Here is a 16189-nt window from a genome sequence, read left to right on the forward strand (position 1 = left end):
CTCTGGGCCACGACAGAATCCCGCCACTTTTACCTGTGGAGAAAACGTGAAATTGCCGCAGCTGTACTTACTGGACGGCTCCAGTTATATCTACCGTGCCTATTACGGCATTCGTGAGCTTGCCACCACCGACGGTGTCTCCACCAACGCAATATTCGGTTTCACGCGCATGCTCCTGGGACTCATACAGGAGAGCCGCCCGGACTACCTGGCCGTCGCCTTCGACCCTCCCCGTGAGGAAACCTTTCGCCGCGAAATCTACCCGCAGTACAAGGCCAACCGTGACGCGACACCTGAGGACCTCATCGCCCAGATCCCGTACATCAGGAAGATGCTGGACGCCTTGAACATCCCTGTCGTGGAAGCTCCCGGATTCGAGGCGGACGACGTCATCGCCACCCTGGCCCGAAGTTTTGCCGCGCAAGGGGTGGAAGTCACGGTCGTCACCGGCGACAAGGACCTGCTGCAGATTGTGGCCGACGGTATAAGGCTTCTGGACACCATGAAAGACAAGCTCTCCGGGAGAGAGGAAGTCGTCGAGCGCTTCGGGGTTTCTCCCGAGCAGGTGGCGGATGTATTGGGGCTCGCAGGGGACGCCAGCGACAACATCCCCGGCGTTCCCGGGATAGGTGAAAAGACAGCAGCGAAGCTGGTACAGCAGTTCGGCTCACTGGAGGGTATCCTCAAGTGGAGCAGTCTCGTCAACGGGAAGTCGCGCAGGGAGAGCCTGCACCGCCACGCCGATCAGGCCCGGCTCTCGAAAAAGCTGGCGACTGTGCGCTACGACGTCCCTCTCGAGGTCTCTCTTGCCGACCTGGAGATGCGGCCGCCAAACCTCCAGCTTCTGATTCCTCTGCTGCGCGAGCTGGACTTCGCGGCTCTGGAAGTCGCCTTCACACCTCCGCCGCCGGGAGTGGTGGAACTGTACAGCGACGGGTCGGGGCGAGACTCGGGACCCGGTGGCTATGGCGTGATTCTGCGGTACGGGGAGCACGAAAAGGAGTTGAGCGGCTTCGAGATTTCATCGACCTCTCAGCGGATGGAGCTTATCGCGGCGATAAAGGGGCTGGAAGCCTTGAACACGCCGAGGAGGGTGCACGTCTACAGCGACTCGCAGTATCTGGTGCGGGGTATGAGCGAATGGCTTCAAGGGTGGATCCGCGCCGGTCGCCTCGAGAGTCCCGAAGCCCTCAAGAATCAGGACCTGTGGCGGCGACTTGCGGACCTTTCCGCGAAACATGAGGTGACCTGGAAGTGGGTGCCGGGACATGCGGGGCATCCGTTCAACGAGAGGTGCGACAAGCTGGCGAAACGCGCAGCAGGGGAAGGCGAGCTGTCCCTCCCGAGGGAATGTCCGCCGGCGGAGGCGAAACCTCAAGAGCGGATCACCCCTTTGCCCGCCACTCCGGTTGACCACGTTGCGGTAGCATGCAGCGAGGAGATTGTGTACGAGGCCGACAGCGATGGCCAGCTGCTGCTCTGCTAGTTCATCACATCGGCGTCCGGAGCGCGAGAGTCACCAGCCCGGTAACGCCCGGCACTTCTGCAAAATCGCGCAGCGCGTTGCTGAAATCCGCAGGCGTTTCTGCGGCGATATGCAGAATGACGCCAAACCCGTACGCGCTTCCAACCACGAGCTGCTTGGCATTCCCCAGCGAAACACTCCGTAGCCTTTCCTCACTCACGTTTTCACCTTCGACCAGAACCAGACTCAGCATCATATCTTCCTCCATCCCTACTCCCGGCACGTCTTGTTGTATGTAGGCCGGGATAAGCCGCAGGCGTTCCCGGCGACGTCCGACCAGCCGCCATTGCCGGCAACGCTGCGCTTATGCCGGCCTACATTTCTCTCCCTTTCTCCATTATGCGGGCCTTAACTACCGCATTGAAAGAAGGATCTTCTGGAAATTCCCAGAGGCATCTCGTTCCCAAGCTCCAGCTTGGGAACGGGCTTACGCCGAGGCTCCTCACAAGCTTGAATTCGGGGGAAGCTGAGTCTATGTGCCCTAGAAGGCCTACGCGAGGCCAATGCGTTCTCCCCTTTGCGAAGGTTCATCCGGGAATTCCGGGGGAGCGTGGGTACACTGCCACGAAGCACTGCAGAAGGCCTAACGTTCCCCCCTTTGCGAAGGGGGGACAGGGGGGATTTGCCCTGGTAAGGACAGACGACGCCATGCTGAGAGGAAATTGCCTGCGAGCCCTCCCCTTGTGCCGCTGACGCGGATGCAAAGCGGGAGCTTTGCGCGCAGGTACGTTCCCGAGGTGGACCTTGGGAACGAGCTAAGGTGCATCTTCGGAACGAGTCATACCCGCCGGGCGCACACACGAAAAAAGGGCTGATCAACTCGATCAGCCCTTTTCTTCCCATCTAAATCCGACGATTATGCTATCGGCGCCTACCTTAGTCCGCCAACCCCAAAGCAGCCGCCTCCGGCTCCGCATCCTGCACCGGCTCCTTGTCCTTCGGAAGGAGCAGATTCAAAAGGATCGCGGCGATACCGCACAGGCTGACGCCGTGCAGGTGCTGACCCGCCACGTTGATGCTCAGCCCCCCTATCCCGAAGACGAGGACGAGCGAGACGATGACCAGGTTGCGCGGCCGGTGCATGTCTACCTTCGCCTGCACGAGAGTGCTGAGACCGACCGACGCGATCGAGCCGAAGAGGAGCATCATGATCCCCCCCATGACCGGTGCCGGAATCGATTGCAGAATGGCGTTGAACTTGCCGAAAAAGGCCATCGCCACAGCAAAACACGCGGCCCACGTCATGATGACGGGGTTGTAGCAGCGGGTGATCATCACCGCTCCGGTCACCTCGGCGTACGTCGTCACCGGCGGCCCGCCGATCAGCGCGGCGCAGCAGACGGCAAGACCGTCGCCGAGCATCGTCCGGTGCAGCCCCGGCTTTTCGGTGTAATCCTTGCCGGTAACCGCGCCGATGGCCACGACATCACCGACGTGCTCGATGGCAGGGGCCAGCGCAACCGGGAACATGAAGAGGATCGCCGACCAGTTCCACTGCGGTGCCACCAGGCTAGGAACGGCAATCCAGGGGGCTTGGGCGATCTTGGAGAAATCGACGAGTCCGAGGCAGACAGAGAGGATATAGCCCACCGCGACGCCGGAGAGGACCGGGAGGAGCCGAAAGATCCCCTTCGCCTTCGTGGCGACTGCGGCTGTCGTTGCAAGGGAGACCCCCGCCACCAGAAGCGCTGTCTGGTACTCGACCAGCACGATCTTGCCGTCGCCTGTCTTTCCCATCGCCATGTTGACAGCCACTCCGGCAAGTCCCAGACCGATCACCATGATGATCGGGCCGACGACGACGGCGGGCATGAGGCGGTGGATGAAGCTCACACCGCGCAGGTAGATGAGAAAGGAGAGTATCAGGTACAGGAAGCCGGCCACGAAGAGCCCCCCCATGGTGGCGGGAAGTCCCCAGGTCTGGGTGCTGTAGATGATCGGCGCGATAAAGGCGAAGGAGGAGCCGAGAAAGATAGGAACGGTTCGCTTGGTGGTGAGTTGGAAGATCAGTGTCCCGATCCCGGCGCCCAAAAGAGCCATGCTCGGGTTGAGCCCGGTCAGGATCGGCACCAGCACCAGTGCCCCGAATGCCACGAAAAGAATCTGCGCACCGGAAAGGGCCTGGCGCCACACCGGTTCTTTTGCTTCTATCATCTAAATCCTCTTGTTGGTGATGTTATTTCGTTCCGAAGATCTTGTCGCCCGCGTCTCCGAGGCCGGGGAGAATGTAGCCGACGGAGTTGAGCCCCTGGTCGACGGCGGCGACGTAGATGTCTATTTCGGGATAAAGGTCCGTGACCCTTTTCAGCCCTTCCGGCGCCGCCACAAGGCACAGAACCCGGATCTGGCGGCACCCCGCCTTTTTCAGCATCTCGATGGTTGCTACCATGGAGCCGCCGGTCGCCAGCATCGGATCGACGATGAGGGCAAGGCGCTCATCGAGTTTCCCGACGAACCTCTCGAAGTAGGTGTGTGCCTCCAGCGTCTCCTCGTTGCGGGCCAATCCCACCACGCTTACCTTTGCGTTGGGGATCATGTCGAGCACGCCGTCCAGCATGCCGATGCCCGCACGCAGAATGGGGACGACGGTAACCTTCTTCCCTTTTATCTGCTGGATGGTGATCGGGCTGCCGTCCCACCCCTCGATTGTCTTTTCCTCGAGCGGAAAATCGCGGCATGCCTCGTAGGCCAGCAAGCAGGCCACCTCGGCCGTAAGCTCGCGAAACTTCTTCGTGCTTATCCGCGCCTCCCGCATCAGCCCTATCTTGTGCTTCACCAGCGGATGATTTATCTCGTGTACGCCCATCTCTCCCCCAAAAGGTAATATCGGTCCCGTAAGATACCGCAGATCAGGAAACAAATCAGCAGTTTTACTATTAATTATTTCTCGGTTGATACGACGAAACAAAGCCCGCTTTCCCTCAAGGCTGCCTCCCGAACTCTTTCACCGCGACGCCCTTCACGTTCCCGAATCGGGATCTGAAGATCGTCTCCTTCGACAAGCCCCCTTCGCGAAAGAGTTCTGCAAGATCATCCTCGGTGTAGAGACAGATATCGCCCTGGATGCCGTGCTTGGCGCGCATCGATTCACTCAGCGGGGCGTATCTCGTCTCTCGCGCCTCCAGCCAGGGATATCCGTCGCGCAACTCGGAATAGAGCCCACAGGCAGAAAGGAAAAGCTTTCCGCCGGGATGAAGGAGTTGGGTAAAGTTGCGCACGACGGTGACTGCGTCACTCCAGCGCAGATAGTGAATCGCCCTCTGGCAGCAGATAACGTGGAACCTTCGATCGCGTAGAATGTCGCCGCCCCTTCTGAGATCGCCCTGATAAAAGGTGATACGATCGGCGACGCGGGCCTCAACAGCGCGAGCCTGCACCTCTGCCGATAGATCAGCGCTATCAAAGGCCACGACCTGCGCCCCGGCCTTTGCCAGCCGAACCGCCTGCCCGCCAAGACCGCAGGCAGCGTCCAGAGCCAGGACATTTGTATCTCTCCACAGTCGCCGTACCAACGCGAGGGCCAGCTCGTCCAGCTCATCCGGATCTTTATCTTTTCCAGAACGATTCATACTCCGACTCCAGCAGAATGGCTCCTCCACCCACGGTGCCACGAAGGACTGCACGAGCACTAGCGTTCCCCCCTTTGCGAAGGTTCTTCCGAGAATTCTGGGAACGCGCTACAAAGAATCCGGGTGCCCCCACGCTGGAGCGTAGGCATCTTGCCTGCGATGGCGGCGCAGCCGCCACAGACCGCGCGGCTGGCGCCGCGGTACAGGCTGGGAAGCCTGTGCTCCAGCGCGGCGCCACTAGTGTCCCCTCACGTCAGCGGAAGAGACCGGGCTGAATTCCCGGAATTCCCGGATGAACATTTGCTTCCGGCAACTTCGCGGATGAACCTCAATTCAGGAGGACTGGTCACTCAGGAGGAGCCCGACGGAGGATCAAGTTACAAAGAAGGCGGCACCCCCGGAGAATGTATCTCTTCCGTTGATGTCGCCTTCATCCTCCAGAATACTCCCAGCGCCGCTAGCGCTTCCCGTAATCCTTAACCACGTCCTCCATGTCGCAGTATTGCTGATCCTCCAGCCTCTCGATGTCGTCCAGCGCTTCTTTTGGAGCATGGTTGTGCTTGGCCTGCGTTAGCATCTCCTCCTTGCTTGCCGGGAATTCCAGCCCGTGCAGCGCTCGGGTCATATTGGCAACGGTATGGCTGCCTGTTGCCCCGCCGAGAGGCTGGGCAACTCGTGGTTTCAGTGTCATAAAGCCTCCTTGATCTGCTGTGATAGATAAGCCATCTTATCATTCCGCGGTCAAGAAGGAGCTACGTTTTCAGCGGTGGACGACTCCCACTCCAGCTACTGACCGGGGTCCGGTTACAGGTTTCCCTTCAGCCCGATTGCCTCGGCCTGCGTTTTCATCCCCTCGATGCAATCAGCTATCAATTCAGCCAGTTCCACCCCCAGCATCGCAGCACCCTTTTCGATGACGGAACGATCAGCCCCCGCTGCAAAGGCCTTGTCCTTCCACTTTTTCAGTACACTCTTTACCGGAAGGTCCAGGATACTTCTGGACGGTCGCACGAGAGCAGCTGCAGCCACGAGACCGGTCAACTCATCGATGGCGAAAAGGGTCTTCTCGGCAGCGCTGACCGGCTCCACATCGGTGCAAATGCCCCACCCATGAGAGACGACGGCGCGAATCAGTTCCTCCGGCCAATCGTGCTGGCGAAGTATCTCCGGCGCCCTCTTGCAGTGCTCCTCCGGATAGAGTTCATAGTCTACATCGTGGACCAGGCCTATCAGTCCCCATTGTTCCTCATCCTCTCCCGCCTTGCGGGCGAGGTACCGCATCACAGCCTCTACGGCAAGGGCGTGACGCTGCAGGTTGTCGCTCGGCACATATTCAGTCAGCAGTTTCCAGGCTTCTTCTCGAGTCGGTGTCGCGGGCATCGGATCTCCTTGGCAGTTTTCGGACTTCAGTCGTAGGACCAGCGGGAATTTACCACGATCACCGGGAAAGATGAAGATTTCTTCTTTAGGCGGGATGAGTGTGAGGGGGGGGACGCCGGGAACGCCTGCGGCTTATCCCGGCCTACATTTACTGCGTCTACGTCCCCTTCGCCTTGACGAGGACCAGACCGCTGGGAAGGGACTCACCAAACTGGCGCACGCGATCGGCATCCTTCACCGGGACGGTCTCCCTCACCACCTGGAGCTCCTCGGCCCGGGCACCGGATTCCTTCATCTTCCGTACGATTTCCTCGCGCACTTCCGGCGTGACGTCGATGCCGCGCTGGTCGGTCCTTCTGGCGGCCTGTGCGAAAAGGGGAACGAGAGGGGCGAAGTCGGTATCCTTCCAGTTGAGCTCCCGCAGCTGACGAAAGAGCCTCTCCACCTCGGAGGGGGCAACAATCGTCTCGGGACCACCGTAAAGCGGGACGCGCGACAGTATCCTCCCGAGCGACCAGGCATACGGCACCCGGTTCCCGGTCTGCGGCTTTGTGAGCCCTGCCGAAAGCACCTTCACAAGCTGCATCTTCCGGTCGAGCGGGAGCCGCTCCAGTGAGCCCGCCAGGTAGAGTATCTCGTCCGTCTCGGGACGCGACGGCAGCTTGTTGAAGATAGCTTCCAGGATCTTCATCTGCCGCTGCGCATTCAGTCCACCCGCTGTGCGTCGCCAGAGCAGGTACCATTGGACCTGCACCCGCTTTTCCTTCGGAAAGGCCATCCCCAGCTCGAAGAGTCGCCAGAGCTCCTCGATGCGCGACTCGTCCAGCGGGAAGCCATAGCCGGGGCGCAGGGCGAACCCGGCGAGGTAGAGCCACGACTCCTCATGATCCACACTACGGCTGCGGCGGGTCATCCCCTGTGCAATCGCGGGCCAAAGCCCCCGCAACGTCGCAGAGTCCCAGCTCTCGCGTGAGGCACCCAAAGATCTTTCCAGCTGCCGCATAAGCTGTCGGGGCTTCGCCTCCGGCAGGCTCGGGTCCCGCTTTTTGCCGTACACCGAGAGAATGAGCCCCACCGCTTCACCAAGCTCCCTTGCAGGGGTCGTCGCCTCCCGCGCCTGCCCCCCCTCCTCTTCCCCCACCGGACGGCGCAGGTTGAAGTCGAGCCGCCACCGTCCCGGCCCGTCCCGCTCCACGCAGTAAAGCTGCAGGAGCCCCAGTTCGTTGAGGCTGCACTCCAGAGTCACCCGCACCCGGTTGTTTGGAGGCTTCGGCCGATCGGTCGGCAGGTGGATCGCCGTCTGCAGGGGGGGCAACGGCTGGAACTCATCTTCCCGCCACGGGACCACCTCCCCCGCCGAATCCCGAAGGCGGCGGTTGGAGAAGTAGCACTGAAAACGTACCGACTGGTTCACCAGCAGGTCAAACTCCTCGCTTTCGATGCGCACCGACTGGTTTGCCTCCATCCCCTTCGGAAGCACGCAGATGAGGGACGGCACCTTTTTCTCCCGCCCGGTGACTTCCAGGTAGAGGGCGTGAGCATGCCCCCCGGTGATGCGGTCGCCGGTGCGGGGTGAATGCAGGATCTGGCCGTAACGGGCGGCGCCCCGCGCGACGGCAAGCGCCATGGCGTCGTTGTGCAGCTCCACCGGGGCATCGCCTCCCTGCCAGGACGCTACCAGACCCGTCAGGCGCTGTCGCAGAAAGGCGGGCGTGACACTGCCGCCGTTATAGAGGATCGCCTGAACGGTGCGCCCCTCCAGGAACGCCGCCAGATGCCGGGTGACCGCGGTATCCTCCGCGTACGGAAGCCCCCACTCCCTCAACCCCCCACCCTTCTTGCGCGGGCGGTCGTGCGCGGCGCAACGTGGGAAGAATCCCTCCAGCACCGTTTCCCGCACCTCGGCGGCGGTGACAGTCGCCGAGAGAGTCGAATCGAAAAGCCCCGCCCCGGTGCCGGCGAGCGTCAGGGTAAAAGTCGCCCCCCAGGTCCCCTCCCTTTCAAGAGGAGGGTCAGGGTGGGGATGGGGTTCTTCATCCGACAGTATCCTCTCCTTCAGCTCCCGGGCCTGCACCAGCAGTTGGCTCCACTGCCTGCCTGCCAGCTTCCTCTGGCCGCCGGTCAGTTTCTGCTCGAAAAGATGCGCGAGGGTGAGGTCGATGTTGTCCCCCCCCAGGAGCAGGTGTTCGCTCACGGCCACGCGTCTCAGCGCCAGGCCGCTCGGTGCCTTGGCATCCGCCGCGATCTCGAAGAGACTGAGATCCGTGGTCCCCCCTCCGATGTCGCAGACAAGGACCCGCGCCGACCGCTCGGACGTCCGCTCGAGGAGGTCCAGGAGAATGCTCGCGTGCTTCCCCCACCCGAGCCAATCGTAAAAGGCAGCCTGCGGCTCCTCGATGAGGGAAATCCTCTCCTGCGGATATCCCGCGAGGCGTGCCGCCTCCAGCGTGAGCTGCTGGGCAGCCTCGTCAAAGGACGCCGGCACGGTTATCACGACGCGCTGGTTGTCGAAGGCCGATTCCGTGCCTCCGTCGGTATGCGCCCTGTTCCAGCATTCCTTCATATAGGCGAGGTAGGCGCTGCTCGCCTCCACCGGCGAGAGCCGCTCTTCGGGAGGAACTTCGTCGGAGTGCCAGGGGAGAATCGCCGCGGTGCGATCGATGCCGCCGTGGCAGAGCCACGACTTGGCGGAGTGGATGACGCGGGTGGGGGTGTCCCCCATGCGCTGCAGAGCATAGATGCCGGGGATCCAGCTGCCAGCGGTGGGAAGGCCGGCTCGATCGTTGCGAAATCCCCTGTCACGCTCGGCGGGGGTGGCGAGGTAGTTGAAGGAGGGGAGTGTCTCCTGTGCGACAGTACTCTCCGGCGTATCCCACTGGAGCACCGGGAGGACCGTTGGGTGGTAGCTGGTACTTTCGACTTCCAGGTAGGCAACCACGCAGTTGGTGGTGCCGAGGTCGATTCCGATTACAAAGCGCGGAGGTGCCACGGGCTACTCCCCCCGGACGTTGAACTCGAGCTTCCATTGCTGCCCCGATGCCTCGTGCCGCATCCATAGCTCCAGGGTACCGAGCTCGGTAACCACGGAGTGCAGCCTGACCGGGATCATCGTCCCCTCCTTCCCCTCGATCGGCGGAAGGACGACTTGCAGGCTCGCCGTCTCCTCCAGGTCTTCGTCGGCGTCGACAACGTCCCCTACTTTGTCTCCGGATCGCACGGAGGAAGAGAAGAAGCGAAACTCCACCGACTCTCCGGTCACCAGGCCGAAATCCTGTCCCGGCAAGGTCTCCTCACTCCCCTCCTCCATTCCCTGAGGAACGACGCAAACCCCCTTGAGAGGCGGGATCAATCCAGGGACCGCAGGCATGGACGATTCCAGCCCGATGTAATAGGAACGAGCGGTCCCCGCCTTTATGCGGATCCCTTCACCGGTAAGGCGCGTGCGGGCGTACACCGCCGCTCCCTTCGCCACCGCGAGGTCGAAGTCCGACTCCGGCAACTCGAGCACCGCCGACCCGCTCCAGGAGGAGAGAAGCTCGAGGACCCTTTCCCGCAAAGGGGCCGCCTTGAAGATCCCGCCGTTGAAAAGGATGGCGCTGGGGGCAATGAATTCCACCCCTTCCGCCTGCCGCACCTGCCTCGACACCAGCGACGACAGGGTTTCGCTTGCGAGGGTGTTTTTGAAGCTGCGAGCAAGGAAAAAGGCGAGGTGCTTGCTGAGCGCGGGGTCGGCGGCGTAGTCGAGGCCGAACTCCTTGAGGCCCAGGTTGCGGCGGCGGGCGGGATGGTCAGCCGCTCCTGTGCGGGGGAAGAAGCCGTTCAGCACGACTGCCTCCAGCGTTTCACGTCTGAGGGAGGTGGAGACCGTGCCTGCGAAAAGGCTGGAGCCGCGACTGGGCAGAGAGATGGGGTAAGCGGAAAGCGCCGGATCGGCGAAGAGCGTCTCCTTTCCCACCCGGCAGGAGTGGATCAGGGAAAGAAATTGCCAGTTGTCGATCTTTTGCCCCTCCCCCTCCAGTTCGGCGCGCATGGTATAGGCAAGGGCGAGATCCATGTTGTCGCCGCCGAGGAGGATATGGTCGCCGACGCTGACCCGCTCCAGCTGCAATGCCCCCCCCTGCTCGGAAACCGCCACCAGGGAGAAGTCGGCGGTCCCGCCCCCGACGTCGCAGATCAGAACGAGGTCCCCCGGACGGACCAGGTCGCGCCACTTCCCTCCTGATTGGGCTATCCAGTAGTAGAAGGCCGCCTGCTGCTCCTCAAGGAGTGTCACGCCCCCCCATCCCGCCGCCTGCGCAGCGCGGTGTGTGAGGGAACGGGCGACGTCGTCGAAAGAGGCAGGAACCGTGACCACTATCTCGCATGCTTCCGGACTTGAGGGCGCGCCTCTCTGCTGCAGTGCGGCTATGTAGGCCTCCCGGAGATGGCGCAGGTAGCGCACCGAGGCCTGAAAGGGGGATACCTTTTGCGTGGGCTCCATGTCCGAATTCCACGGCAGCAGCGGCTCCTCCGGGTCGACGTGAGGACTGCAGAGCCAGGACTTCGCCGAGGCCACCATCCGATCCGGCATCACTGTTCCCCGCTCCCGCGCGAACTGCCCCACCACCCCCGACCGCAACGGCTCCTCGCCCCACGGGAGGGTCGCGTCGGCGCTCTCTGCTTCATTTTCCAGCGGCAGATAAAGGACCGATGGGAGAGTCGCCAGCTCCGCGACCGACTGGAAGGAAAAGTGCTGGGGGATCGGCAGGACCTCGGGGGAGGCCTCCGGCTCAGCCGGCGCCAGAGCCAGCGCCGAGTTGGACGTGCCGAGATCGATGCCGACAGCGTAGCGTCTTTCCATGTCAGCCTCCATTCAGCCCATCTCTACTTCGGCGGGAGCGATGATCTTCCGAGCCGCCGACTGAGCGGCACTGTCCGCAACGCGCGGCAAGGAGATCCGGGTAGCCTTCCAGCCGCGATGCAGCACCGTTCCCTGGTACGGTGGACGGTCCGGCACCTTTCCGACCAGACGATAGGTCGCGGCGTCGTAGTCACCGGCGAGAGAGATTGCATCCCGCTCCTGGCCGGAGTGCAGCGGCTCAATATCGAACGTCCCACGCAGCACCTCGCGGCACCCCTGATGCACCACCCGCGCGGCCACGCCGACCTGCTCGTTGGAGTAGGGAGTAACGTCATCCATGAGAAAGTCCACCAGACGCCCTTTCTCCTGCAGGCGCGCCAGGAACTGCACCACCCCGGCCTCGACAAGAGCCTCGGGCGCCGGTGCCACTGCCGCCGGCGCGGCCGCCGGTTCCTGCTTCGGCGCCGGCGTTGCAGCCGGCTTCGAGCGCTGCGACTGGAAAAATTTCAGCGCCAAAAGGGAGACGAGGAAGACGACGAGGAGAATCTGCAGGAGGTGCAAAAGACCGGCATCAAGGGGGACGAACGAGATGACGATCGCGAGAGCCAAGGCGAGCATGGTAAGAAGTAGATCCATCGTTGCACCCTCCCGATAACGTGAAGAAAGTCCGACAGGACGTCATATCTATACCGCATTGTTGAGGTTTTACAACGAGCGGGCGGTGCGAAAGGGAGGTGCTGGCGGAGAAAGGAGGTTGTCATGTAAGAACCTGCGGGAAGAGGGGGACGCGAGGTCTACTCCAGCAGCCGACGGTGGCTACAAAGAACCCGGGTGCCCCCGCGCTGGAGCGTAGGCATCTTGCCTGCGATGACGGCGCAGCCGCCACAGACCGCGCGGCTGGCGCCGCGGCTACAGGCTGGGAAGCCTGTGCTCCAGGCGCGGCGCCACTAGCGTCCTCTCCTCTGGAGGAAAGAGGGAACCCCACGCAGAGTCCCCGGAATTCCCAGATTAACCTTCATCTCGGCCGCAGAAACGGAGCATTTTCCGTCAGGTTGCGGAGAGCTGCCTCGCCGGGCACAGCTGGCACCTCTATTGTGAATTCTGCGCCCCGTTCGGCGTTTCGCACGGTGATGTGGCCGCCCATGCTTTTCTCTATGATGCTTTTGGACATGAATAAACCTATGCCGGAACCTTTACCGTGGTCCTTCGTGGTGAAGTAGGCGTCGAAGATCCTGTCCATGATCTTTTCGTCGATGCCCCCTGCGTTGTCGGCGACGGTGACAACCGACTTCCCCTGTTCACCCCGGGAATGCACGTATATCACAGGATCCTTCGTTCCCTGCTCCACCAGCGCATCCCTTGCATTGGTCAGGAGATTGATGAGCACCTGACCGTACTCATTACGGAACCCGTTGATGACCGGGTTGCCGCTGGTCGAAACCTTTATCGAAACGCCTTGAGCGCCGAAGCTCTGTTCGAAAAGAAAGAGGGTCCTTGCGATGAGGTCATTTACACTGAAGGGCGCCTTTTCTTTCGAGGGGGTTGAGAAATTTCGGAAATCTTCGATCGTCTGCGACATGTGCTCGAGGATCTCCATCGTCTTGGCGACATAGGAGTCCAGATGATCCTTGTTCCACTCCCCCACTTCGAACCGCAACCCCATTTCCTGCACCATGAGCGCAAGAACATTCAGAGGCTGGCGCCACTGATGCGCAATGTTTCCCAGCATCTCCCCCATTGCCGCCAGCCTGTTTTGCTGTATCAACATCTGGTCCTTGTGGCGGAGCTCACGGAGGGCACGGATCCGCTCCGCCGTCTCCAGCTCGAGTTCGCGGTAGGTGTCCCTCAGTTGCCTGTTCTGTTTTTCCAGCTCCTGCCTGCTTTTTTCCAGTTCTTCTGTGCGCTGCGCGACGCGCTCTTCAAGTTCCTCGTTCGCCTTTTTAAGCGCTTCTGCGGCCCGCATGCTCTCGGTGATGTCGTACACCATGCCGAGGGAACGGGTGATCCTCCCGTCGCAGTCGCGTATATGCTCGCACTTTTCCAGCACGTAGCGGATCTCTCCCGTCGACCTGCGCACGACCCTGTGTCCTATTTCGTAGGAGTCACTCGCGTCTTTCAACGATGCGGAATATGCTGCGTCCACCGCTGCACGATCATCGGGGTGCACCACATCCAGGAACGCTTCATAGGTTGCAGCGAAAGCCTGCGGGGCAAGTCCGAAGATCCGGTAGACCTCGTCTGACCAGGTAAGGACGTTGTTGACTACATCAAGTTCCCAGCTGCCGAGGTGAGCCATCTCCTCCGCCTTGTTCATCCTGCTCTCGCTCTCCCGCACTGTCGAATTGGCGCGCTCGCTTTTGTCGACGTACTGGAGAATAAGACGAAAGAGAAGCCACGATGTCAGGAGAATGAAGAGAATACCCTTGAAGGTGGAAATGGAGATGAGAGTATCCGGATCACTTACCAGGAGGCCTACGATGTGGTCAGAGAGATAAATCCAGAGGGCGCTGAAGGATGCGTAGATCGCAACGATCCGCAGGGCAACAAGGTGGGTTTTTGATGCGCGGCCATTTTTCATACAGGTTCCGTGTCTGTAACGGGCACAGCGTGTGGCACGAACCGATTATACGCCGATCCTTTGTGGAAGGTGTATCCCCTTTAGTGGCTGACAACCCGGCTCCGCTTTATTAGCGACCACAAAGATTCACATGTTCTACAGCTTTGTCATTCCAAAGTCAACACTCTGGGTATCAGGAACCCCGGGGATGGGTCGTCGGAGATGATCTTTTGCGAAGCTCCGGGATCGGAGCGCCGGGGCGCGGTCATAGGGGTCAGGAGAAGCCCCGTTTTAGTTAGTCCGTCTCTGTCCTCCTCTTTCTCTGCTCCTTCAATGAAGCAACAATTTCCCGAGCCCACTCAATGTCCCCCTCGCAGCAGGCATCCGCAACGTATTTGAGGTCTGTCTCGTCGAAAGCGTCATCCTTTGCTTTGCAGAGTCTGTCGACCATCTCCTTGTGATATCGGAAGTTGAGGACTTTCTTGCTGTCTTCACCTCCCTCACAGTTGTACCCGGTACACGGGACATTTTTCTTGAACCACTCGCTGCCGACATCCAACTTCTGCGCCGCGACATGAAGGTCATAGCTGTTGTCAGCTTTTTTCCTCACGATCACTTTCGGCTTACTCGGTTCAAATGCTTGCAGCCGCTTCTTTTGGTCAACAAGCTCTTTGAGCAACGTGCTGCGCTCCCTGCTGCTTAGTTGATACGCATGGAGCCGCCTGGAATGGTCAAAATCAGCCGATGCCGCGCGTATGGTGACGGCAATTTCCCGAGGGTTGGCGTCCCACTCAAGGCGAATCTCCACATCAAAGGCTGCCTCATCAATATCTTCATACACTTCATTCAGTTGCTCAGCTACATCCTCCTTCACCCTCGTATGGAAGGGTCCGCTCTCGAGGGTGACGAACGCCTTTCCTCCCAATTCTTTTAAAACCTTGGCTATGACTTCAATGCTCATGGGGCTCCGCCTTTGACGCCGTCGAGGCTTTCCGTTCTCGTGTACTTTTCAGGAGTATTGTAGCCCAGGGAAAGACCGGAGTCTCGTTTTTACCAGGACACCTCAGGTGCGGTTTCTATTGGAATGGAGAAGGTGTGGACGGTGTGAGACCGTAAGGAAGGGGATCACTTTTTATTGATAGTGAATGGGTGCGGGCGCGCTTTTCCGTCACGCCCGACCCTGTCGTTTCAGTCACATCGCCTTGCAGAGGCCGGATACCCAGGCGGTCGACGCTAATGCTTAGGCCACCGAATCGTTCTTACGGCTTACCACGTTTCGGCGAAAGCCAAATCGTTGTACACCGCCTCCAGCTTCACTTTATGCCCCTGCTCCATGCGTGACAGCGATTGAAACATCGCCTTCTGCGACTCATCGGCACTTGCCTTGGCAAGTTCCGCATACATGACCATCGCTTCTTCTTCATTTTTCATTGCGAGTGCGATGGCATCGGCCGGCTTCATCCAGACGGTCAGCTTCGGCTTGTCGATCGACTCCGCAACCTTGTAATCCTGCGCCGCATCGAAGCTGAGCGGCTGCGGCTGGGAAAGGAGACCTTGCAGGAACTCCCGGTGCTTCAATTCCTCGGCAGCAAGATCTTTGAAGGTCGCCTTCAGGGTGGCGTCAGCAACTTTTTCACCGGCGGAGGTGTAGAATTCGAATGCCTCAACTTCGTTCTCTACAGCCGATGCGATGATCTCCTTGTAATCATACTCTCTCATTCTCATCCTCCTGTTCGATTGTGAGTACACCCGCGGGGCAGAACAGTACCAGAGTTAATTAACACATGTCAAGCGACGACGGATGAGTGGGCTCCGGGTTGATGCCACGGCGCAGAATTGGGTACAATTGACGAGACGGAAGCGGCGGATAAAACGGGTCCATGGGAGGAAGCGTGCGCGAACATGACTACTATGAATATGACGATGAGGATCCGTGGGAAGGGGTACGGCTAACGAAGGAAGCAGTTCGTGCACGGGCGACGCTGGTGCTCTATACGGCAGTGGTGAGCGTGCCGTTCATCCTGCTCGTGGCATGTGGCGGGTTCATGTGCGGTCTGGAGCCTTACCAGGTGCTGGGAGTTTCCTGCTACAACAGCATGCTTACCACACTCATCTTCTTCGATTCCCTGAGGAATGCAGCCCACGAGTGCTTTGACAAAGCCTGGGCCGACGGGTTCGTTACCTGCAGCAAAGGCATTCCCGTCATCGCCCCCACCTACCCTCACCGCCGTCTGGCCCGGCTCTCCTTCGCCATCGGCGGGCGTGCACCCCGAAGAAGGTAGAAGTTATGGGCGCTGTGGGAAGTAGCGGAAATTTCC

General features: G+C 60.5%; 13 protein-coding genes and 2 pseudogenes. 3 read left to right on the forward strand and 12 right to left on the reverse strand.

Annotation, left to right across the window (positions count from 1 at the left end):
• Positions 1 to 46: 46 nt before the first annotated feature.
• A pseudogene (locus LPW11_RS22440) lies at positions 47 to 775 on the forward strand (5'-3' exonuclease); the annotation flags it as partial.
• Positions 776 to 913: 138 nt separating this feature from the next.
• Positions 914 to 1318: pseudogene (gene rnhA / locus LPW11_RS22445) on the forward strand (ribonuclease HI); the annotation flags it as partial.
• 172 nt (positions 1319 to 1490) lie between these two features.
• Here rnhA and LPW11_RS20420 read toward each other — a convergent pair.
• The 12 genes from LPW11_RS20420 to LPW11_RS20475 all read right to left on the reverse strand — a co-directional run bounded on the left by LPW11_RS20420 (position 1491) and on the right by LPW11_RS20475 (position 15590).
• Complete coding sequence (locus LPW11_RS20420) at positions 1491 to 1721, reverse strand: hypothetical protein (RefSeq protein ID WP_230995710.1); 231 nt, start codon at positions 1719 to 1721, stop codon at positions 1491 to 1493.
• A gap of 680 nt (positions 1722 to 2401) precedes the next feature.
• The gene (locus tag LPW11_RS20425) at positions 2402 to 3679 is read right to left on the reverse strand and encodes a uracil-xanthine permease family protein (protein WP_230995711.1); all 1278 of its coding nucleotides are present in this window, start codon (positions 3677 to 3679) and stop codon (positions 2402 to 2404) included.
• 22 nt (positions 3680 to 3701) lie between these two features.
• Positions 3702 to 4331, reverse strand: coding sequence for a uracil phosphoribosyltransferase (gene upp, locus LPW11_RS20430; protein ID WP_230995712.1), 630 nt, complete (start codon positions 4329 to 4331; stop codon positions 3702 to 3704).
• 115 nt (positions 4332 to 4446) lie between these two features.
• Entirely contained in the window at positions 4447 to 5094 is a 648-nt protein-coding gene (locus tag LPW11_RS20435; RefSeq protein WP_230995713.1) for a class I SAM-dependent methyltransferase, read from the reverse strand.
• Between the two features lie 457 nt (positions 5095 to 5551).
• Positions 5552 to 5785 carry a DUF2795 domain-containing protein gene (locus LPW11_RS20440; protein ID WP_230995714.1) on the reverse strand — a complete coding sequence of 78 codons (234 nt, stop codon included), beginning with the start codon at positions 5783 to 5785 and terminating at the stop codon, positions 5552 to 5554.
• A gap of 113 nt (positions 5786 to 5898) precedes the next feature.
• Complete coding sequence (locus LPW11_RS20445; protein WP_230995715.1) at positions 5899 to 6474, reverse strand: HDIG domain-containing metalloprotein; 576 nt, start codon at positions 6472 to 6474, stop codon at positions 5899 to 5901.
• A 157-nt stretch (positions 6475 to 6631) separates the two neighbouring features.
• Positions 6632 to 9463, reverse strand: coding sequence for a hsp70 family protein (locus LPW11_RS20450; protein ID WP_230995716.1), 2832 nt, complete (start codon positions 9461 to 9463; stop codon positions 6632 to 6634).
• Between the two features lie 3 nt (positions 9464 to 9466).
• Complete coding sequence (locus LPW11_RS20455; RefSeq protein ID WP_230995717.1) at positions 9467 to 11314, reverse strand: Hsp70 family protein; 1848 nt, start codon at positions 11312 to 11314, stop codon at positions 9467 to 9469.
• Between the two features lie 12 nt (positions 11315 to 11326).
• Positions 11327 to 11950, reverse strand: a complete 624-nt coding sequence (locus tag LPW11_RS20460; RefSeq protein ID WP_230995718.1) for a DUF2760 domain-containing protein — start codon at positions 11948 to 11950, stop codon at positions 11327 to 11329.
• Positions 11951 to 12329: 379 nt separating this feature from the next.
• Positions 12330 to 13892 carry an ATP-binding protein gene (locus LPW11_RS20465; protein WP_230995719.1) on the reverse strand — a complete coding sequence of 521 codons (1563 nt, stop codon included), beginning with the start codon at positions 13890 to 13892 and terminating at the stop codon, positions 12330 to 12332.
• Between the two features lie 274 nt (positions 13893 to 14166).
• The gene (locus LPW11_RS20470) at positions 14167 to 14832 is read right to left on the reverse strand and encodes a hypothetical protein (protein ID WP_230995720.1); all 666 of its coding nucleotides are present in this window, start codon (positions 14830 to 14832) and stop codon (positions 14167 to 14169) included.
• A 305-nt stretch (positions 14833 to 15137) separates the two neighbouring features.
• The gene (locus tag LPW11_RS20475) at positions 15138 to 15590 is read right to left on the reverse strand and encodes a ferritin-like domain-containing protein (protein WP_230995721.1); all 453 of its coding nucleotides are present in this window, start codon (positions 15588 to 15590) and stop codon (positions 15138 to 15140) included.
• A 173-nt stretch (positions 15591 to 15763) separates the two neighbouring features.
• On the opposite strand from LPW11_RS20475, the gene LPW11_RS20480 reads away from it, so the two are divergent.
• Positions 15764 to 16153, forward strand: coding sequence for a hypothetical protein (locus LPW11_RS20480; RefSeq protein ID WP_230995722.1), 390 nt, complete (start codon positions 15764 to 15766; stop codon positions 16151 to 16153).
• The last annotated feature ends 36 nt before the right edge of the window (positions 16154 to 16189 follow it).

Source organism: Geomonas sp. RF6 (assembly GCF_021044625.1).
GTDB lineage: Bacteria > Desulfobacterota > Desulfuromonadia > Geobacterales > Geobacteraceae > RF6.